Annotated in this window: 15 protein-coding genes; 4 read left to right on the plus strand and 11 right to left on the minus strand. The window is 69.1% G+C overall.

From position 1 onward, the window contains the following. Nucleotides 1–6,177, plus strand: coding sequence for a LamG-like jellyroll fold domain-containing protein (locus ACZ7M2_RS43270; protein WP_471599989.1), 6,177 nt, complete (start codon nucleotides 1–3; stop codon nucleotides 6,175–6,177). 372 nt (nucleotides 6,178–6,549) lie between these two features. On the opposite strand, the gene ACZ7M2_RS43275 is transcribed toward ACZ7M2_RS43270, so the two are convergent. Both ACZ7M2_RS43275 and ACZ7M2_RS43280 read right to left on the minus strand, forming a co-directional pair. Continuing rightward, the gene (locus tag ACZ7M2_RS43275; protein WP_471599990.1) at nucleotides 6,550–7,878 is read right to left on the minus strand and encodes a class I SAM-dependent RNA methyltransferase; all 1,329 of its coding nucleotides are present in this window, start codon (nucleotides 7,876–7,878) and stop codon (nucleotides 6,550–6,552) included. Nucleotides 7,879–8,017: 139 nt separating this feature from the next. Then, a complete protein-coding gene (locus ACZ7M2_RS43280; protein ID WP_471599991.1) occupies nucleotides 8,018–10,069 on the minus strand; it encodes an APC family permease in 2,052 nt (683 codons plus the stop codon). A 381-nt stretch (nucleotides 10,070–10,450) separates the two neighbouring features. Here ACZ7M2_RS43280 and ACZ7M2_RS43285 point away from each other — a divergent pair, with 381 nt between their 5' ends. Both ACZ7M2_RS43285 and ACZ7M2_RS43290 read left to right on the plus strand, forming a co-directional pair. Beyond that, entirely contained in the window at nucleotides 10,451–11,122 is a 672-nt protein-coding gene (locus tag ACZ7M2_RS43285) for a potassium channel family protein (protein ID WP_054237133.1), read from the plus strand. Then, nucleotides 11,122–11,799 (plus strand): potassium channel family protein, encoded by a 678-nt coding sequence (locus ACZ7M2_RS43290; protein ID WP_054237132.1) that lies wholly within the window; start codon nucleotides 11,122–11,124, stop codon nucleotides 11,797–11,799. The genes ACZ7M2_RS43285 and ACZ7M2_RS43290 overlap by 1 nt, the downstream gene beginning before the upstream one ends. A gap of 91 nt (nucleotides 11,800–11,890) precedes the next feature. On the opposite strand, the gene ACZ7M2_RS43295 is transcribed toward ACZ7M2_RS43290, so the two are convergent. The 9 genes from ACZ7M2_RS43295 to ACZ7M2_RS43335 form a co-directional block, all read right to left on the minus strand. Then, complete coding sequence (locus ACZ7M2_RS43295) at nucleotides 11,891–12,658, minus strand: DUF3159 domain-containing protein (RefSeq protein ID WP_352051151.1); 768 nt, start codon at nucleotides 12,656–12,658, stop codon at nucleotides 11,891–11,893. Between the two features lie 3 nt (nucleotides 12,659–12,661). Then, a complete protein-coding gene (locus ACZ7M2_RS43300; RefSeq protein ID WP_079090087.1) occupies nucleotides 12,662–13,060 on the minus strand; it encodes an OB-fold nucleic acid binding domain-containing protein in 399 nt (132 codons plus the stop codon). A 117-nt stretch (nucleotides 13,061–13,177) separates the two neighbouring features. Next, nucleotides 13,178–13,861 carry a response regulator gene (locus tag ACZ7M2_RS43305; RefSeq protein WP_054237129.1) on the minus strand — a complete coding sequence of 228 codons (684 nt, stop codon included), beginning with the start codon at nucleotides 13,859–13,861 and terminating at the stop codon, nucleotides 13,178–13,180. Then, on the minus strand, nucleotides 13,858–16,395 hold the full coding sequence (locus ACZ7M2_RS43310) for a DUF4118 domain-containing protein (protein ID WP_471599992.1): 2,538 nt from the start codon (nucleotides 16,393–16,395) through the stop codon (nucleotides 13,858–13,860). The genes ACZ7M2_RS43305 and ACZ7M2_RS43310 overlap by 4 nt, the downstream gene beginning before the upstream one ends. A 183-nt stretch (nucleotides 16,396–16,578) precedes the next feature. Further along, entirely contained in the window at nucleotides 16,579–17,277 is a 699-nt protein-coding gene (locus tag ACZ7M2_RS43315) for an ABC transporter ATP-binding protein (RefSeq protein WP_471599993.1), read from the minus strand. 85 nt (nucleotides 17,278–17,362) lie between these two features. Beyond that, a complete protein-coding gene (locus tag ACZ7M2_RS43320; protein WP_471599994.1) occupies nucleotides 17,363–18,541 on the minus strand; it encodes an alginate lyase family protein in 1,179 nt (392 codons plus the stop codon). Between the two features lie 216 nt (nucleotides 18,542–18,757). Beyond that, entirely contained in the window at nucleotides 18,758–19,519 is a 762-nt protein-coding gene (locus ACZ7M2_RS43325; RefSeq protein ID WP_471599995.1) for a DUF3710 domain-containing protein, read from the minus strand. 1 nt (nucleotide 19,520) lies between these two features. Next, the gene (gene dut, locus ACZ7M2_RS43330; protein ID WP_095852176.1) at nucleotides 19,521–20,045 is read right to left on the minus strand and encodes a dUTP diphosphatase; all 525 of its coding nucleotides are present in this window, start codon (nucleotides 20,043–20,045) and stop codon (nucleotides 19,521–19,523) included. Then, nucleotides 20,042–20,626 (minus strand): PaaI family thioesterase, encoded by a 585-nt coding sequence (locus ACZ7M2_RS43335; protein WP_352051147.1) that lies wholly within the window; start codon nucleotides 20,624–20,626, stop codon nucleotides 20,042–20,044. Before ACZ7M2_RS43335 ends, dut begins: the two co-directional genes overlap by 4 nt. Before the next feature lie 58 nt (nucleotides 20,627–20,684). Between ACZ7M2_RS43335 and ACZ7M2_RS43340 the strand changes: the two genes are divergently transcribed. After that, the gene (locus ACZ7M2_RS43340) at nucleotides 20,685–21,146 is read left to right on the plus strand and encodes a DUF3093 domain-containing protein (protein ID WP_067375327.1); all 462 of its coding nucleotides are present in this window, start codon (nucleotides 20,685–20,687) and stop codon (nucleotides 21,144–21,146) included. Nucleotides 21,147–21,304 lie beyond the last annotated feature (158 nt).

Consider the following 21,304-nt stretch of genomic DNA (forward strand, 5'->3'; position numbering starts at 1 on the left):
GTGAGCGCGTCCAGACGCCCCACGTCGAGACCGATCGCCACCGCCGTCATCGCGGCCCTGGCCGCCGGATCGCTGGCCGCCACGGCGCCGGCCCACGCCGCATCCAGCGCGCCGGCCCCCTCACACCAGGCCACCTCGCCGAGAGACCGCCCCGAGTCCGCCGCCAGGCGCCTCAACCCCACGGAGTCGGCGTCCGCGCAGGCGAAGGCGACCGGCCAGCCGGTGATCATCGACCAGCTCACCGGCACCGGGACCCAGGTGGTGGCCAACCCGGACGGCACCTTCACCCGGACCGACTCCTCGATGCCCCAGCGTGTGCAGCAGCAAGGGAAATGGGTCCCGATCGACACGACCCTGGTGCGGCAGCCGGACGGGGCCTGGGCGCCCAAGGCCGCCGTCACGCACGTGGCGTTCTCCGGCGGTGGCTCCAGCACGCTGGTCACGATGCGCGACGGCGCGGACAAGCTGGGCTTCTCCTGGCCGGGCGCACTTCCCAAACCGGTGATCTCCAAAGACACCGCCACCTATCCGGAGGTGCTGCCCGGGGTCGACCTCCAGCTGACCGCGGACGCCTCCGGTTACTCCTCGATCCTGGTGGTCAAGACCCCCAAGGCCGCAGCCGATCCGCGGCTGCAAAGCCTCGCGTTCAACACCACCTCGGCCAACCTCAAGCTGGCCGCCACCGCGAACGGCGGCGCGCAGGCCACCGACAAGCGCACCGGCAAGACGGTGTTCCACAGCGACACGGCGCTGATGTGGGACAGCACCGGCCAGAAGACGGGGAGCACGGTCCGTGCCCGGACGGCGACCGTCTCGGCCGCGCGGGCCGAGCACTCCGCGGCGGCCAAGGTCGGCAAGCACCGTGCCCGGGTCCATGTGACCCTCAAGCACGGCAAGCAGCTGCTCGGCCTGGACACCTCCCTGCTCACCGCCAAGACCACCACCTACCCGGTCTACGTGGACCCTGAGTGGAGCGGCAGGCCCTCCCAGCTGGACTGGGCCCGGATCTCCGACAACGGGTGGAACGTCTACAACTCGACCTCCACCAGCGGAGCGACCAACGCCCGGGAGGGGTGGGACAACACCGCCCCCGGCAACGGCGAGCGCGCCCGCACCTACTACCAGATCAACACCAGCGGCATCAAAGCCGCCGTGGTCAGCCACGCCTCGCTGTACGTGACGCAGCTCTCTGCCGCCTCCTGTGACGACACCCCGGCCGCCGTCTACGGCACCGACCGCCCCGCCGGATGGAACTCCTCCTCGCTGTACTGGGGGCATGAGCCCGGGGGGCGCACCGGCGCACTCGGCACCAACCCGAAGAGCCACGAGGCCGGTACCTGCCCGGTCAAGGAGGGGTCCAACTCCTGGGTCAGCCCGCCGTCGCTCGAGTTCGATGTCACCTCCCGGGCACAGAGCGCGGCGGGCGGTAGCTGGAGCAGCATGACGCTGATGGTGCAGTCGCCCGACATGAATGACGCCTACCAGTGGAAGCAGCTCGCCTACGGCGGCGGCGCGACCCTGTCGGTCACCTACAGCTACCGGCCCAAGCTCAAGAACGGCACCGGCACCCCCGCCATCAAGCCGTCCATCGTCAGCTCGGGCAAGACGATGACCACCACCCACACCCCGACGCTGTCCGCCCGCGCGGTCGACCCCGACCTGGCCGGCGGCAGCGAGCTGGTGCGCATCGACTACAGCGTCTACAACTCCTCAGGCACCCTGGTGGGCCAGGGCTTCGGCCCCAACCTCGACTCCAAAAAGCGCGCACGGTACAACACCAACGGCAGTGACTGGACCACCCCGAAGCTGCCGGATGGCACCTACACCTGGAAGGCCACCGCGCAGAACGCGGCGGGCTACTGGGTCGGCCCCGGCTCCGGCATCTGGACCAAGACCCAGACCTTCACCGTGGACACCCTCGCCCCGCCCTCCCCCACGGTGACCTCCAGTCAGTTCCCCGCCAAGCAGATCGGCGCCGCTTACGGTGACCAGGGCACCTTCGTCCTGGGTAACAACCACACGAACAACATCACCGGCTACCTGTTCTCCCTGGACGCCACACTCGGCAGCACGGTGTACAGCAGCACTGTCACCCACTGGGCCGTGGGTACGAAGATCACGTTGGGCAAGGTCTACTACGCCACGTCCGACAACGGTCCCGGCACCGGGACCTCTGTCCTCAACGGCAGCGCCTCCCCCGCCTTCGCCCCCGGCGTGACGGGATCCCACACCCTGTACGCGAAGGCGGTGGACCAGGCCGGCTCGACGTCCCTCTCCCAAACCTCCTACGTCTTCTACGCCGGGACCAGCACCCCGACGTACGCCTACGGCGACAAGATGATCAGCGGCTGGACCGCGACCAACACCGACGGCACCACCACCGCCGTGCCCAAGGCCACGACCACGAGCACCGGCGGCCAGCTGATCAGCCAGGCCGCCTTCAGCGGCTACGACTTCGCCGACGGCTACCAGGCCATGCTCGGCAACAAGAGCACCACCTCAAAGGTCATCAGCGGTGACAGCGCCACCTTCAGCTTCGACATCCCCAAGGACGGCCCCTGGAGCTTCGGCGCGAACCTGACCAAGGGCAAGGACTACGGGATCTACCGCCTGGTCCTGGACGCGGGCCAGAGCACCCAGTCCACCCTGATCAGCGGCTTCGACGCCTACAACGCCTACACCACCACCCAGTTCCTCAACCTCGGCATCCCCAAGGACACAAGCGGGCAGCTACTCATCCTCAAACAGGGCGTACACACCCTCACCCTGACCCTGAGCGGCAAGAACCCCAGCTCGACCGGCTACCAGGCCGGCATCGACGTACTGCGCCTCGGGCCAGCACTGACCTGCGCGATCAACGACACCAGCAGCTGCCTGAACAACACCGCCACCAGCACCTTCACCACCACAACCAGCCCTGCCGACGCCGACGGCTCCGGCAACAGCATCAACTCCGCCGACCTGACGAGCACGTCAGGCTGGCAGAGCGACAAGACGGTCACCGTGGACGGCGCCACCGTCACACTGCCGAAGTTCGGCACCGGCACGTACGACAACATGCTGGCCTCCGGCCAGACCATCACCCTGCCGGGCAGCGGAGTGGTCAACACCGGCGACGCCCTGGTCTTCCTCGCCTTCGCCACCGGCGGCGCCGCCAAGGGCACCGGCGGCACCATCACCTACGCCAAGAACAACTGTGTGGACCAAAACAACCCAGCCGATCAGCCTTACCAACTGGACACCGTGCCCGACTGGCTCTCCGGCCCGGCCTCCGCGGCCTCGCTCAGCCTGGTCCACGAGAACCACAGCAACAACACCCAGACCAGCCCGAGCTCCGGCCCGAAAATCTATGCCATCAGCATCCCGCTGCAATGCCCCGGCTCGGTCATCAGCAGCATCTCCCTGCCTCTGTTCACCAACGGCGTCCAGGCAGGCCAGCCCACCCTGCACGTCCTCGGGCTCGGCCTGCGGCCGATGACCCTCACCGGCGGATCAAGCCCTCAGCACTGGGTCGGCACCTGGGCCTCGGTTCAGGACACCGCCAAGGTGCAGCTGTCCAGCGGCAGCACCGCCAGCATCAACGGGGGGCAGACGCTCCGTATCCCGGCGCATGTCAGTGTCGGTGCCGACGACGGCAACGGCGTACGCATCCACCTGTCCAACGCCATGGGCACCACCCCGGTGACCTTCGACGCGACCTCCGTCGCAGCGCAGGACACCACCGCGGGGGGCGCCACCGCGGCCGCGGCCCCGACGCGGCTGACCTTCGGTACCGCCGCCTCTGCCTCCGTCACCATCCCGGCGGGTGGCGACGTCACCAGCAACCCGGTGGCCCTACAGGTCGCGCAGCAGGCGACCGTCCTGGTCAGCCTGCATGTGCCTGGCTCGGTGTCCACGATGCCCGGCCACGCCGTGGCCCAGACCCCCGTGTGGGCCAGCACCGACGCCGCCGACCACACCCGTGACACCACCAGCAGCAACTACATGCAGACCACCTACGCCGGTCTGCCCTACCTCGCCGGAATCGACGTCACCACCCCCACCTACACCCCCACATCCACCCCCACCGGCTCGCTGGTCCTCTACGGCGACCAGAGCGTCAACGGTGATACCGCAAAAGGCGACGGGAACTCCCCAAACGGCGACGGCCAGCACCACCTCAGCGACGCCATCACCAACGCCCTGGTCAGCGACACCAACGGGGACAACTCCGTGGACTACGGCGTCCTCAACGCGGGCACCAACAGCACCAGCCTGAGCAACAACCTGCTGCCCCAGATCACCAACAGCGCCACCCCGGCCAACGCGCTCAACCCTCTGGACCGTAACGTGCTGGCCCAGGGCAACGTACGCACTGTCCTCGTCTCCACCGGCGCCGCGGACCTTCTCAACTGCACCAGCGACGCCAACACCTGCGCCACCATCGTGGAGAACGGACTGGCCTCCCTCAACAGCCAGCTGAGCTCGTACTACACCGACGACAGCCAGACCTACGACGCCTCCGGCCGGCCGATCACCCAGAACTCCAACATCACCGTCTACCTCGCCACCATCCCGCCCTTCACCGCCGCCCACCCGGGCACAGCAACCCAGGAATCCGCGCGCGAGCAGGTGAACAGCTACCTGCTCGGCAGCTTCCCCACCCAGGTCATCAACTTCGCCGCCGCGGTCTCCACGGACGGCAACGCCACCTCCTCGACCGTGAAAGCGGCCGACCTCTCAGGCGGCAACCCCTCCAACGCCTACTACACCGACCTCGCCGGCCAGTACCTCAACGACACCAACACCGTGGTCGACATCCCGCCGAACCTGATCGTCCCGCTCGCCACCGGCAGCGACACCCCCGAGGACGACTGGGAACTGGCCACCGACGGCACCGACAGCAACACAGACAACCCGCTCACCACCCTCGGCGGCGCGACCTTCAGTTCCGACGGTCCGGACGCGGTCAACGCCGGCGCCGGTGCGGCGTCCTTCGACGGCAGCACCGGATTCCTGGAAAGCGACCACACCGCCGTCAACACCTCCGGCGACTACACCATCTCCGCCTGGGTGAAGATCAACTCGGATGTCGGCGCCACCGCCATCTGCCAGGGAACCAGCCAGCACCAGGCCCTCTACATCGGCTACGACAGCGGCAACAAGGGCTGGATGTTCCAGACCACCACCACCAACGACGCCGACGCCGACTTCCCCACCGCAGAAGGAGACAGCAACACCGGCGCCGTAGGCACCTGGGCCCATCTCCTGGTCACCTACACCGCCCCGGTCGACGGTGACTCCAGCACGGGCGTGATGTCGCTCTACCAGAACGGCACCCTGATGGGGACCGCCACCAACCTCACCCCGCAGTACGACTCGTCCATGCCCCTGACCATCGGCGGCTGCGTCAACAGCGTCGACGCCACCACGCCGTACGCCGCCTTCCCCGGCTCCGTGGCAGACGTCCACACCTACCCGTACGCCATGCCGAGCGACCAGGCCAGCGCAGACAGCGTGATCGTGCCGACGGGCTGGGACAACGGGATGCCCGAGGACGAATGGAAGCTCGCCACGAGCGGGACCGACACCGCGGCCCTCAACCCGTTCACCGCTTCCGGCAGCGCCACCTACGGCACCGACGCACCGAGCGGGATGGCCGGCAGTGTCGCCTTCGACGGGAACACCGGCTTCCTCAAGAGCAAGCAGAGCGCGGTGAACACACTCGGCGACTACACCGTCTCCGCCTGGGTGAAGATCAACTCAGCTCTCGGCACCACCGCTGTCTGCCAGGGCACCACCCAACACCAGGCGTTCTACCTCTCCTACGACAAGCCCAGTAAAGCCTGGATGTTCCAGACCACCACCACCAACGACGAGAACTCCGACTTCCCCACCGCAGAAGGAGACCCCAACACCGGCCCCATCGGCACCTGGACCCACCTCGTCGCCGCCTACCGGGCACCCATCACCGGAAAGTCCAACACCGGCTCGATGGCCCTCTACCAAAACGGCACCCTGATGGGGACCGCCACCAACCTCAGCCCCCAGTACGACTCCTCCATGCCCCTGACCATCGGCGGCTGCGTCAACAGCGCAGCAGCAACCAGCCCCTACCTGGCCTTCCCCGGCTCCGTCGCCGACGTCCACGTCTACCCACGGACACTCTCGGCAACCGAGGTCGGCGCACTGCACTGACCCCACCACCACCCGGGCCCCGCCGCACCCACCAGGAGCGGCGGGGCCCGTTCGTGTCCTCGGCCGAGACAAGATGGCAGCGCCGCTCTGACGGCACCCCAGTACCCGGCGATAAAAACGATCCGTCGGATCCGAAGACGTAACTCACCGGACACCGCTTCATAAACCTGACGCGTCATCAGCACCAACGTCAAATGAGCGTCAGAAGAACCTCCCGACAGCCTCGCAAAGCCGAGACACGACACCCGGGTTCATCGCGCAAACCGAGTGAAACACCTGGTCAGCCTGCCTTCTCAAAAATATCCGACGCAGACCACATCATGCTCACCGGGAAACAGGTCGAACGAGTCGCGGCCTGCGACAAACCGCAGGTCAGACGCCCTTCCCAACAGGCTCCAGAACCGCCACGCACTCCACATGCGACGTCATCGGAAAGAGATCGAACGCCCGCAGCGTCCGCACCTTGTACCCGCCGTCGCGGAAGTACCCGAGGTCACGGGCGAGCGCCGCCGGGTCGCAGGCGACGTAGGCGATGCGGCGGGCGCCCAGGGAGGAGAGGTGCTCGACCGTCTTCTTGCCGGCGCCGGCGCGGGGCGGGTCGAGGACGATGAGGTCGACCTCGGTGATGCCGGTACGCGGGAGGACCGACTCGACCTTGCCCTGTTCGATGCGGACCCGGTCGAAGGCGGTGAGGTTGTGCCGGGCGTCCTCGACCGCGCGCTTGCCGGACTCGATGCCGAGGACCGCGCCCTTGTCGCCGAGGCGGTCCGCGAGGGCGCCCGCGAAGAGGCCGACGCCGCAGTACAGGTCGAGCGCCATCTCGCCCTTGCGCGGCATCAGGCCCTGCATGACGGCCTTGACCAGGGTGTCGGCCGCCATCGGGTGGACCTGCCAGAAGCCGCCGCTGCCGACACGGTACGTACGGCCGTCGGCCCGCTCGCGCACGAACGCGCGGCCGTGGACGCGGTGGATGCCGCCGTCGTGCTCCTCGACGCGCATCACGGAGACGGGCTTGTCGAGTTCCACGAGGGGCAGGCGGGCGCCGGGGCGGGGCTCCAGGATGACCATGCGGTCCTGGGAGCCGGTCGCGGCGATCGCGTCGACCGAGGCCATGCCGGACCAGTCGCGCTCCTCGATGCCGAGTTCGCTCACGCCCGGCGCCGCGATCATGCAGTGCTCGATCGGCTCGACCTCGTGCGAGCGGTGGCGGCGCAATCCGGCGTTGCCGTCGGCGTCCACGGCGTACTGGACGCGCGTACGCCAGGCCGGAACCTCGCCGGCGGGCAGCTTGTCGCCCTCGGCGGGCATCACCGTGCCGTCCCAGCCCGCCTCCTCGGGCGTGAGGCCCGCGAGCCGCTGCAGCTGCTCGGCGATGACCTCCCCCTTGAGGCGGCGCTGCGCGCCCGGCTTGGCGTGCTGCCAGTCGCAGCCGCCGCAGCGGCCGGGGCCGGCGTAGGGGCAGGGGGCTTCGACGCGGTCCTTGGACGCCGAGAGGATCGTCACCGCGTCCGCGCGCAGGAAGCGCGCGTCCTCCTCGCCCTCCGTGACACGCGCGACGACGCGCTCGCCGGGCAGGGCGTGCCGGACGAAGAGGACCTGGCCCTCGGCCGTACGGGCGATGCAGTGCCCGCCATGGGCCACGGGGCCGATCTCGACCTCGTACTCCTCCCCCACCAGCGACTTCTTCGGTTCTGCCTGCATGGCGGGGTGACTCCAGATGCGAAAGGGGATGAGGAAGGGGTCGCGGAACCGCGAACGGCCGGACAACAGCCCACCAGTCTACGTGGACGTTGCCCGGCCGCTCACCACAAAGCCGTCAGCCCCTGCGGTCGCAAGGCCGTCAGCCCTTGGTGTTCGAGGACTCCTTCGGGCGTTCCTCCGCCGGACCCCGGCGCACCGCACCCGGCGCGTTCCAGTCCTGCCGCTTGCGGGCCCGGTTCCGCGCCACCTCCGAGGACTCCAGCTGGTAGGGCACGGAAGTCACCATCACACCGGGCGTGAACAGCAGCCGGCCCTTGAGTCGCAGCGCGCTCTGGTTGTGCAGCAGGTGCTCGTACCAGTGGCCGACCACGTACTCGGGGATGATCACGGAGACCGCGTCGCGCGGGGACTCCTTGCGCAGGCCCTTGACGTACTCGATGATCGGCCGCGTGATCTCGCGGTACGGCGAGTCGAGGACCTTCAGCGGTACGTCGATGCCGCGCCGTTCCCACTCCTCGCGCAGCGCCTTGGTCTCGGCCGGGTCGACGTTGACGCTGAGCGCTTCGAGGGTGTGGGAGCGCATCAGTTTGGCGTAGGCGAGGGCGCGCAGGGCCGGGCGGTGGATCTTGGAGATCAGGACCACCGAGTGGACGCGGGAGGGGCGGACGCTGTCGTCGGAGGGCTCCTCGGGGGCGGCGAGCTCCTCGGAGACCCGGTCGTAGTGCTTCCGGATCGCGCTCATCGTCGCGTAGAAGATCACCATGCCGAGCAGGGCCACCCAGGCGCCGTGGGTGAACTTGGTGACGAGGACGACAACCAGCACCAGGCCGGTGAAGAAGGCGCCGAAGGTGTTGATCGCGCGGGAGCGGATCATGTGGCTGCGCTTGGCCGGGTCCTTCTCGGTGCGCAGGTGGCGGTTCCAGTGCCGGACCATGCCGGTCTGGCTGAGCGTGAAGGAGACGAAGACGCCGACGATGTAGAGCTGGATCAGCCGGGTCGAGTCGGCGCCGTAGATGACGACCAGGAGTGTGGCGGCGCCGGCGAGCAGGACGATGCCGTTCGAGAAGGCGAGGCGGTCGCCGCGGGTGTGCAGCTGGCGCGGCAGATAGCGGTCCTGGGCGAGGATCGAGCCGAGCAGCGGGAAGCCGTTGTACGCGGTGTTGGCCGCGAGGAACAGGACCAGCGCGGTGGCGGCCGCGAGCACGATGAACAGGAAGCTGCCCTTGCCGAAGACCGCCTCGGCGACCTGCGAGATCACCGGGTTCTGCACGTAGCCGGAGCCGATCGGAACGCCGTTGTGGATCAGGTCGGTGGCCGGGTTCTCGGCCATCCGGACCTTGGTCGACATGGCCAGGGCGATGATGCCGCAGAACATGGTGACGGCGAGCAGGCCCATCGCCGCGAGAGTGGTCGCGGCGTTCTTCGACTTGGGCTTGCGGAAGGCGGGGACACCGTTGGAGATCGCCTCGACGCCGGTGAGCGCCGCACAGCCGGAGGAGAAGGCGCGCAGCAGCAGGAAGACGAGCGCGAAGCCCGCGAGCCCCTGGTGCTCGGCCTTGATGTGGTAGTCGGCGGTCGGCGCGCGCATGGTGTCGTTCAGGACGAGCCCGCGGAAGGCGCCCCACGCGATCATGATGAAGACACCCGCGACGAAGACGTACGTCGGAATCGCGAAGAGCTTTCCGGACTCCTTCACTCCGCGCAGGTTCATCAGCGTGAGCAGCACGATGACGACGACGGCGCACAGCACCTTGTGCTCGACGACGAAGGGGATGGCGGAGCCGAGGTTCTCGATGCCGGACGAGATCGACACGGCGACGGTGAGGACGTAGTCGACGAGCAGCGCACTGGCGACGGTGAGGCCGGCCCTGGGGCCGAGGTTGGTGTTGGCCACCTCGTAGTCACCGCCACCACTGGGGTAGGCGTGCACGTTCTGCCGGTAGGAAGCGACCACCGTGAACATCAGCACGACGACCGCGAGCGCGATCCAGGGGCTGAAGTGGTAGGCCGACACGCCCGCGATGGAGAGAACCAGAAGCACTTCCCCGGGTGCGTAGGCCACGGAGGAGAGCGGGTCGGATGCGAAGACGGGGAGTGCGATGCGCTTCGGCAGCAGGGTTTCCCCGAGCCGGTCACTGCGCAGTGCGCGCCCGATCAAGATCCGTTTGGGCACGTCGGTCAGTTTGGACACGCAGAGGATCGTAAGCGTTCGAACGGGGGGTCGCCCACCCGCCGCTCGACATCTGCCCTCCGAGTGAAAACGGGGAGGGGCCCCGTTGCGGATTCAGCGGCCTCGCATATCCGCATGCCTATATGACAAAGCCCCTGTTTATCCCATTATGGAGGTTCCATGCACGTGACCGCTGAGCTCATCGGCGCCACCGCAGGACTCGTCGGCCTCGGAATCCTGACTCTCTTCAGCGTGCGGAGCTTCAATCGCCGCTGATCCCCGAGAACGCACAGGCGAACGTGCACAAGGGTGCCCCTGATCGACCGCGCGTGTGTAGCTTGGGCGGCGGTCTGAGACCCTGTTTAGCCTGAGCCGTAACCATTTACATTCGGAAGGACGGTCGTGCACATCGTCATCATGGGCTGCGGAAGAGTGGGTTCCGCTCTGGCCCAGACCCTGGAGCAACAGGGGCATACGGTCGCTGTGATCGATCAGGACCCCACCGCCTTCCGACGACTGGGCTCCGGCTTCGGCGGCCGTCGTGTCACCGGAGTCGGCTTCGACCAGGACACCCTGCGTGAAGCGGGCATCGAGGAGGCCGGCGCCTTCGCCGCCGTCTCCAGCGGTGACAACTCGAACATCATCGCCGCCCGGGTGGCCCGCGAGATGTTCGGCATCGAGAACGTCGCGGCGCGCATCTACGACCCGCGCCGCGCCGAGGTCTACCAGCGCCTGGGCATCCCGACCGTCGCCACCGTCCGCTGGACGGCCGACCAGATGCTGCGGCGGCTGCTCCCCTCGGGTGCCGAGCCGCTGTGGCGCGACCCCACCGGCGGGGTGCAGCTCGCTGAGGTGCACGCCTCCGCCGCCTGGGTCGGCCACAAGATCAGTCGCCTCCAGGACGAGACCGGGGTGCGTGTGGCCTTCCTCACGCGGCTGGGCGAGGCGATCCTGCCCACCTCTCAGACGGTGCTGCAGGAGGGCGACCTGGTGCACGTGATGATGCGCACGGACGACGTCGAGAAGGTCGAGGCGTCGTTCGCCGAGGGCCCCGAAGAGGAGAGCGGTCACTGATGAGGGTCGCCATTGCCGGTGCCGGTGCCGTCGGTCGCTCCATCGCGGGCGAGCTCCTGGAGAACGGGCACGAGATTCTGCTGATCGACAAGGCGCCGACCGCCATCTCGGTCGAGCGCGTCCCGCAGGCGGAGTGGCTGCTCGCCGACGCCTGCGAGATCACCTCGCTGGACGAGGCGGCGCTGCAGCGCTGCAACGTGGTGATCGCGGCCACCGGTGACGACAAGGTCAACCTGGTCGTCTCCCTGCTCGCGAAGACCGAGTACGGCGTCCCGCGCGTGGTCGCCCGTGTGAACAACCCGAAGAACGAGTGGCTGTTCAACGAGGCCTGGGGCGTGGACGTGGCGGTCTCCACCCCGCGTCTGATGTCGGCCCTGGTCGAGGAGGCCGTGAGCGTCGGCGACCTGGTCCGGCTGCTGCGCTTCAGCCACGGTGACGCGAACCTGGTCGAGCTGACCCTCCCGCCGGAGTCGGCCCTGGCCGGCACGCAGGTCGGCGACGTGGAGTGGCCCGAGGACACCTCCCTGGTCACGATCATCCGCGGCACCCGCGTCCTCACGCCCTCCCAGGAGGACTCCCTGGAGGCGGGCGACGAACTTCTCTTCGTCGCCGCCCAGGCCCGCGAGGAACAGCTCGAGGACCTGCTCTCGGTCCGCCGCGACGACGCGACGAGCTAGGGCCTGTCCGCTCCGATACGACGTCGGGGGCGCCCGGAGATCTCCGGGCGCCCCCGACGTCGTACGGGGAACTACGTGGTGCGGGGAACCGCTACGCGTCGCGGCGGTGACGGCCGGCCGTGGCCTCGTCACCGGACTCGTTCCCGAGGGCGGCCTTGCGCTCCTTCTCGGCCTGCTCCTCCGCCTCCATCTCGGCGAACACGTCGATGGGGGCAGGGGCCTTGGCCAGGAACACCCAGGTCAGCCAGACGGCGAGGAGGAAGGGCGGGATCTTCAGCGTGATCAGGACCCAGCCCAGTTGCGCGGTGTTGGCCCACCAGTAGAGCGGGAAGAGGATCGCGCACTTGGCGAGCAGGATCAGGCCCCAGGCCCAACTGGCCTTCGCGTACGCCTTCTTTCGGCCGGGATTCCGAGTGCGCCAGGAGAGGTTCTCCTTGAAGACCGGGCCGAGGATCAGACCGATCAGAGGCACGCCCGCGAGGGTCGTGACGATGTAGGCGACGGCCAGGCCGAGCGTGTAGAGCATGCCCGGCAGATAGAAGTCCTTGGCGTTGCCCGTCATCATCGCGAAGACCACGCCGAAGGCGACGCCGAAGACGCCGCTGAAGGCGTGCTTGACGGTGTCCCGCATCGCGAGGCGGACCACGACCAGCAGCAGGGACACCCCGAGGGCGGCGATCGCCGACCAGTGCAGGTTCTTGTTGATCGTGAAGATGGTGACGAAGAGCAGGCCGGGCACCACCGTCTCGACCATGCCCCGCACGCCGCCGAACGCCTCGAAGAGTGCGGCCTCGGTCACCGCCCGCGCATCCTGCTGGGCGTCCTGGGCGTCTTCGGTCGGCTTGTCGAGCGACGTCACCGGCTACTCCCGTCCAAGGGGTCTGAGTTCGTACTTCGGATTGAAAAGCACCCTACGGCCCCGGCTCATCGAAATCCGGCCCGAGGCGATCAACTTGCGTCCCGGCTCTATGCCCACGATGGAGCGTCTGCCTAGCCAGACCACGTCCAGGGCGGCCGAACCGTCGAACAGCTCGGCCTCCAGGGCCGGGACTCCCGCCCGCGGGCGCAGAGTGACCGTGCGCAAGGTACCAGTAACCGTGACGATCTGTCGGTCGTGGCAGTCACCGATCCGCGTACAGCCCGCGGTCTCGGAGTCCTCGCGCAGCTCCTCGGACTCCAGGTCCTCCTGGGACGAGGAAAGCCGGTCGATCATGCGCCGGAACCGGCCCGCCGGCTTTTCGGAACGAGGAACAGCACTCATACCGAAAGCGTACCGGGGAGCACTGACGTCGGATGAACGCGTGCGCCCACCCGTGCTCTTTCGCGCACCTGTGCCCTTCCTGCATCCCTACCCGCTTAGTACCCCTTCCCGCGGGGACTACTTCTCGAACCGGTATCCCATCCCGGGCTCCGTGATGAAGTGCCGAGGATGCGAGGGGTCCACCTCCAGCTTGCGGCGCAGCTGCGCCATGTAGACCCGCAGATAGTTCGTCTCGGTGCCGTACGACGGTCCCCACACCTCCTGGAGCAGCTGCTTCTGGCTGACCAGGCGGCCGGTGTTGCGCACCAGCACCTCCAGCAGATGCCACTCCGTGGGTGTGAGCCGTACGTCCCGGCCCTCCCGGTTGACCTTCTTGGCGGCCAGGTCGACGGTGAAGTCCTCGGTGTCGACGACGACGTCGTCCTCGCCACCCCCGGTCGGCTCCGCGCGGCGCACCGCGGCGCGCAGCCGGGCCAGCAGTTCGTCCATGCCGAAGGGCTTGGTGACGTAGTCGTCGGCGCCCGCGTCGAGCGCCTCGACCTTCTCGTCCGAGGAGTGCCGGGCCGAGAGCACCAGGATCGGCACCCGGGTCCAGCCGCGCAGCCCCTTGATCACCTCTACGCCGTCCATGTCGGGCAGCCCGAGGTCGAGAACGACGACATCGGGATGGCGGGCGGCGGCGAGCTGGAGCGCGCCGGCGCCGTCGGCGGCCGCGTCGACCTCGTAGTGCCGTGCCTTCAGGTTGATCACGAGGGCACGTACGATCTGCGGCTCGTCGTCGACCACGAGCACCCTGGTCATGAAGCCTGCCTTTCTGCTGTTGCCGTGGCCAGGTCGGGCAGTCTGTCCACCGCCCGGACCGTGAGCACCATGGTGAGTCCGCCGCCAGGTGTGTCCTCGGCGTTCAGTGTGCCGCCCATCGCCTCGGCGAAGCCGCGGGCGACCGCGAGGCCGAGGCCGACGCCCGCGCCGCGGGGAGCGTCGCCGTAGCGCTGGAAGGGCGCGAAGATGCGGTCCTTGGCCTCGTCGGGGACCCCCGGGCCGCGGTCCACCACCCGTACCTCCACCCGGCTCGCCATGGCGCTCGCGGATACCAGGACCGGTTCGTCGATGGGGCTGTACTTGACGGCGTTCTCGACGAGGTTGGCGACCGCGCGCTCCAGCAGACCGGGGTCGACGGCGACCATGGGCAGCGTCTCGGGGATGTCCAGCTCGGCGCTGTCCTCGGGTACGCCGCCCAGCGCCATCGGGACCACCTCGTCGAGGTCGATCTCGCGGATGAGCGGGGTGACCGTGCCGGTCTGCAGGCGGGACATGTCGAGCAGGTTGCCCACGAGGTGGTCGAGCCGGTCGGCGCCCTCCTCGATCGCCTCCAGGAGCTCCGCCTGGTCCTCCTCCGACCAGGCCACGTCGTCGGACCGCAGCGAGGACACGGCGGCCTTGATAGCGGCCAGCGGGGTCCGCAGGTCGTGGCTCACGGCGGCGAGCAGCGCGGTGCGGATGCGGTTGCCCTCGGCCAGCTCCTTGGCCTGGTCGGCCTCGTGCTGGAGGCGCTGGCGGTCCAGGACGACCGCGGCCTGGGCGGCGAAGGCGGCGAGCACCCGGCGGTCGGAAGCGGGCAGGACGCGTCCGGAGAGCGCGAGCGCCATGTGGTCGCCGACCGGCATGTCCACGTCCGCGTCCTCGGGCCGCTTCGGCGACCGGGGGCCCACGCTGCCCGCGCACGTCCACGGGTCGACGTCGCCGGCCCGCTCCAGCAGGGCGACCGACTCCATGCCGAAGGTCTCCCGGACCCGTTCCAGCAGGGCCTCCAGACTGGTCTCGCCGCGCAGCACGCTGCCCGCGAGGAAGGAGAGGATCTCCGACTCGGCGCGCAGCCGGGCCGCCTGGTGCGTACGCCGGGCGGCGAGGTCCACGACGGACGCCACGGAGACGGCGACCCCGACGAAGATCACGATGGCGACGATGTTCTTGGGGTCGGCGATCGTCAGCCGGTGCAGCGGCGGCGTGTAGAAGTAGTTCAGCAGCAGCGAACCGAAGGCCGCCGAGGCGAGGGCCGGGAAGAGCCCGCCGAGCAGCGCCGCCGCGACCGTCACCGTCAGGAACAGCAGCATGTCGTTGGCGAGGCCGAGATCGATGGTGTTCAGCAGCAGAGCCAGCACCACCGGGCCGCCCACTCCGATCAGCCAGCCCCAGATGATCCGGGAGCGGCCGAGCCGCGCGCCCCGGGCGACCGGTAGTCCGCGCCCCTTGGCGACCTCGTCGTGGGTGACGATGTGGACGTCCAGGTCGGGGCCCGACTCCCGGGCGACGGTGGCGCCGACGCCGGGCCCGAAGACGTACTGCCAGGTCTTGCGGCGCGAGGAGCCGAGCACGATCTGGGTGGCGTTCACCCCGCGCGCGAAGTCGAGCAGCGCGACCGGTATGTCGTCCCCGACGACATGGTGGAAGGTGCCGCCCAGGTCCTCCACCAGCGTGCGCTGGACCGCCAGTTCCTTCGGTGAGGCGGAGGTCAGTCCGTCGCTGCGGGCTATGTAGACGGCCATGACCTCGCCGCCCGCGCCCTTCTCCGCGAGCCGCGCGGCCCGGCGGATCAGTGTGCGGCCCTCCGGGCCGCCGGTCAGCCCGACCACGATCCGCTCCCGCGAACCCCAGATCTTCGAGACCCGGTGCTCACTGCGGTACTCGGTCAGGTACTCGTCGACCCGGTCGGCCACCCACAGCAGGGCGAGCTCACGCAGCGCGGTCAGATTGCCGGGCCGGAAGTAGTTGGACAGGGCCGCGTCGACCTTGTCGGACTTGTAGATGTTGCCGTGCGCCATACGCCGGCGCAGCGCCTGTGGCGACATGTCGACCAGCTCGATCTGGTCCGCCCGTCGCACGACCTCGTCCGGGACGGTCTCGCGCTGCCGTACGCCCGTGATGGACTCCACGACGTCGCCCAGTGACTCCAGGTGCTGGATGTTGACGGTGGAGACGACGTCGATCCCGGCGGCGAGGAGTTCTTCCACGTCCTGCCAGCGCTTGGCGTTGCGGGAGCCGGGGACATTGGTGTGCGCGAGTTCGTCCACCAGGGCGACGGCCGGGGCGCGGAGCAGTACGGCGTCCACGTCCATCTCGGTGAAGACGGAGCCGCGGTAGTCGAGATGTTTGCGGGGCACCTGCTCCAGGCCGTGCAGCATCACCTCGGTGCGCGGCCGGTTGTGGTGCTCCACGAAGGCGACGACGCAGTCGGTGCCCCGCTCCACACGGCGGTGCGCCTCGGAGAGCATCGCGTACGTCTTGCCGACGCCCGGTGCCGCACCGAGGTAGATCCGAAGCTTGCCGCGTCCCATGGCCCCATTGTCTTCCTGTCACCGCTGTATACGCAGCGTCGACCTTACGGCCAACAATCTCGACAAATGGGGCGGGGAGTCGGCCGACGGCCGTCTTTGACGCAACCCTGATGCACCGGTCGGCACAACCCTGATGCGCTGGTCCGGGCCCTGCTCGGCTCAGTGCTCGGCCCTGCGCTCGGCTCAGTGCTCGACGATCCCTCCGTCGCGCAGCTCCAGGATCCGGTCGGCCAGGTCGACCGGGGTCGCCCGGGAGGGGGCGACCAGGACTGTCACCTGTTCGCAGCGGACGAGCGTATGCAACAGCTCCATCAGGGCACGGCCGGTCCCCGCGTCGAGTCCGGAGGCGAACTCGTCGGCGACGAGGAGCGCGGGGTCGCCCACGAGAGCGCGCGCGATGGCCACGCGCTGTTGCTGCCCGCCGGTGAGCTCCCCGGGTCGGCGCGCCGCATGGTCGGTGAGCCCGACGAGGGAGAGCAGCCGCGCGATCCGCTCCTCGCGCGCGTGCTCCGCGACCCCGCGCAGCCGCAGCGGCACACCGACGTTCTCGGCGACGGTGAGCAGCGGGATGAGCCCGAGGGGCTGGAAGACGAAGCCGATCCGTTCCCGGCGCAGTTCCAGCAGGCCGTCCTCGCCGAGCCCCTCCAGTGCGAGCCCGTCGACGGTGATCCGCCCCGCGTCCGGTTCGTCGAGCCCGCCGACCAGGTTGAGGAGTGTGGTCCTGCCGGACCCGGGGCGGCCGGTGAGGACGACGAGTTCACCGCGTGGCACGTCGAAGGAGACTCCCCGCAGGGCGGGTACGACGTCGGCTCCACCGCCGTACCAGCGATGCACGTTCTCGACGCGCACCATGGCCTTCGTGGCGACCTCGACCTGGCTCATGTCCCTCCCCGGTCAGCCGGGCGATTGCCTCCCCCGCCGTTCGGGCGCCCGGTGACGACACCGGGGCGCCCGGCCGGAGAGGGTGTCAGTTGGGGTTGTCCCCGTCGGTGAGAGTCTCCCAGGCGACGAAGAGGTTGTTGCTGCCGGACGGCCGGTTCTGCTCGGTCAGCTTCTGGGTGTTGGTCATGGCGATGCCCAGGCGGTTGTGCAGGGCGTTGTAGCCGGTCTCGGTCACCGGACCCAGCCCGAGGGTGAGGGAACCACCGCACAGCCAGCTCGGCACCGCCTCGCCCAGCTGGTACTTCGACTGGAATCCGAGCGCCTGCCGCAGCCGCTCGCCGACATCGGTGCCGTACAGGTCCTCGCCCTGGATCCGGCTGGTCTCGGCGATGTGCGAGATGGCCGAGATGCCGTACCCGGTGTGCGTGAAGTCGCGGCAGGTCTCCTGAGTGAGCCCGGTGACGAAGGTGGACTGCCCCTGCCAGTAGTTGACGATCTTCGCGGTGGTGTCGAGGTTCTGGCTCGGCACGGTCTTGGGCAACGCACCGTCGGAGGAGAGGTAGATGTACGCGGCCGCACGGGTCCGGAACTTCGCGATGGCCTTGTCGTACGACGTCCGGTCCTCAAGGAAGACGGAGATGCCGACGGCGGCCTCCATCATCGACAGTTCCCAGTTCCCGTTGGAGTTGGAGCCGTTGATGACCTCGGGGAGGTAGACGGTGCGCAGCATGGTCGCGAAGCGGCCGGAGTTGGCCCAGGTGCCGGTGTAGGTGTACTTGATGAGCTCGGCGGCCTTGGGCCAGGAGGAGCCGGCCCAGCCGGCCTGCAGGGGCGCGTTGCTGTTGGTGTGCTCCTTGATCACGGCCGACCAGGCGTCCATCAGGGCGATCGACTTCTTCGCGTACCGGTCGTCGCGCGTGATGTACCAGGCGAGGGCGTCGGTGTAGGCGGCTATCGCGTCCTCGCGCTCGTCCGTGCAGCCGTAGTTGGGGTTGGAGTAGGAGCCGCACTCCACGGTCGCGCGGGGCTTCGGGACGCGGTTCAGGTCGGCGTACTTGCTCGCCATCATCTGGTCGTACGCGGCTTTCCAGGGCTGAGCTCCGGCGTTGACCTTGGTGCGGGCGAAGTCCAGCTGGCTCTTGGAGACCGTGACTCCGGGGTGCGCGAAGGTGACGGGGGCGGCGTCGGCCTGTCGAGCGGCGGGCCAGACGAGAGCGCCCGCGACAAGGGCGGTGACGGTGGCGAGGAGTGCGGTACGGCGCATGGTGGGGGGCCATCCGTTCTCATATATGAACGATGAACGCCTGCATGAACCTAGGCGCTGGGCCGAGACCATAGGTACAGACCAAGTGGCTCGTCAAGGGATCTCGCGCAAGAACCCGCCGAGGCTCCGCGCACACGAAAAAGCCGCACCCCGTGGAGAGGTGCGGCCCTTTCAAGCGGTGCGGCGTTTGCCCGCGGAGCGTCCGGCGGGCAGTCTCTAGCGGACCTCGGTGATCTCCGGTCCGCGCTGCAGTTGTCCCATGCCTCCGGAGAAGCGGGAACCGCTCTGCTCCTCCTGCTGGACACCCTCGGGCACCATCTGCGCGTCGTTCGGCAGCTTCAGGACGATCGGGTCGCGCGGAGCCATCGGGCCCTCACCGCGTACGACGACCGTGTCCCGGAAGATCTGCTCCAGCAGGCCCGCGGCCTGCGGCTGCACGGCGCCCTGCCCGGAGATCACTCCACGCAGGAACCAGCGGGGCCCGTCCACGCCGACGAACCGCACGACCTGGAAACCACCCGTGCCGTCCGGCAGCTGCACCGGGACCTGCGCCCGCAGCTCCCAGCCCAGCGGGCCCTCGACCTCGTCGATGACACCGCCCTGCTGGGTGATGCCGGTGGCGATCTCCTCGCGCACCTCGCCCCAGATGCCCTCACGCTTGGGGGCGGCGAAGGCCTGCAGCTGGATGGCGCTGTCCTTGAGGACGACGGTGGCCGCGACGATCGCGTCGCCCGCGACCTCGACCCGCAGCTCCATGCCGTCGACTCCGGGCACGAAGAGACCACCCAGGTCCACGCGGCCCTCGGCGGGGTCCCGCACCTCCGAGTCGTCCCAGGGTCCGTCGGGCCGCGGCTCCGGCTCGAGCCTCACGTGCTCCCGCTCCGCCTCGTCCGCCTCAGTGTCGACACTGTCGACGACCTGCTCGGCCTCGCCCGCCGCGTCCTCGGCGGCACTGCCCTTCTTGCGACGTCCGAACACGTCACTGTCCTTCCCGGTCGGATACGACCGAAGCGTATCGATTCCCACCCGTTGTGCCGCCCACGGCGGCATGACCGCCGGTGGACCCGAAGCCCCCTGCGGCCCGCGCCGAGTCGGGAAGTTCCGCGACCTCCTGGAAGCGGACCTTCTCGACCTGCTGGACGACCAGTTGAGCAATCCGGTCGAAGCGCTCGAACCGCACCGACTCGTGCGGGTCGAGATTCACCACGATCACCTTGATCTCCCCACGGTACCCGGCATCAACCGTCCCCGGGGCATTCACGAGGGCGACACCGCAGCGGGCGGCAAGCCCGGAACGCGGGTGCACGAAGGCCGCGTACCCCTCGGGCAGCGCGATGGACACACCCGTGGGCAATACGGCGCGCTCGCCCGGCTTCAGTTCACGACTCTCGGTGGTACGCAGATCTGCTCCCGCGTCACCGGGCTGCGCGTACTCGGGAAGCGGTACGTCCGGGTCGACGCGGCGGATCAGCACGGCGAGTTCTTGACGGGGCTCGCGGGTCACGGGTTCACCTCGAAGGCACGGACACGGCGGATCTGGTCCGGTTCGTTCATGGCGGCCCGGATCTCCTCCGGGCGGCCGTTGTCGATGAAGTGGTCCACCTTGACCTCGATGAAGAGGGCGTCCGCGCGAACGGCGACGGGCCCGTCGGGGCCACCGATCCGCCCGGTGGCGGTCGAGTAGATCTTACGGCCGGCCACCGCCGTGACCTCGGCCTCGAGGTACAGCACCGTGTCCACGGGGACGGGCAGGACGAAGTCGGTCTCCAGGCGGCCGGTGACCGCGATGGTGCGCAGCAGCCAGTTCAGCGAGCCGAGTGTCTCGTCGAGGGCGGTGGCGAGCACTCCGCCGTGCGCGAGCCCCGGGGCGCCCTGGTGGGCGGGCCGTACCGTAAACTCCGCCGTGACGGTGACGCCCTCCCCCGCGCGGGCCTCCAGGTGCAGTCCGTGCGACTGCTCCCCACCACACCCGAAACACTGTTCGTAGTGGGCGCCGAGGAGCTCGCCGGGGGCGGGCGCGTCGGGGTGCCGCACCGGCGCGACGGCGTCGGCGGGAGGCTGCAGAGCTGCGGAAGTACGACTCACAGCCGCAGACCTTACCCGCGCGTCCACCAAGTCTTCGCACCGTGCCAAGCTTGGCTTCATGCAGCTCTCCGCCTCCCCGTACGAAGAACGCCTCACCGCCCCCCGCAGCTGGTGGGCGATCTGCTTCCTGATCGGGATAGCGATGGCCCTGGTCTTCCTCCCCTTCGGCACACTGCCGCTGCTGGGCGCGCTGGTCGGCGGCACCGCGGTCTCGGCGGTCGTGGCGAGCGCGTACGGGTCGATCCGCATCCGGGTCGTCGGTGACTCCCTGATCGCGGGCGAGGCGAAGATCCCGGTCGCGGCCCTGGGCGACGCGGAGATCATGGACCAGGAGGAGGCGCGCGCCTGGCGCACGTACAAGGCGGACCCGCGCGCCTTCATGCTGCTGCGGGCCTACATCCCCACGGCCCTCCGCGTCCAGGTCACCGACCCGGCCGACCCCACGCCGTACCTGTACCTGTCGACGAGGGAGCCGGAGCGCCTGATCGCGGCACTCGAGGCGGCTCGGGCCACGGCGTAGGGCCACCGGAATCAGGGGGGCTTGCGAAGAAGAAGTCGCGCCCCGAACCACCTCGGCGCGCGACCGTGCGCCTTCGGGTAGCGGTTACGCACCGGCGCACACCGCTCCACGGGCCGTGCGTCTTCGCATCCAGTGCTCCCGGCCCACCACGAGCCAGT

This window comes from Streptomyces sp. NPDC111507 (assembly GCF_055638955.1).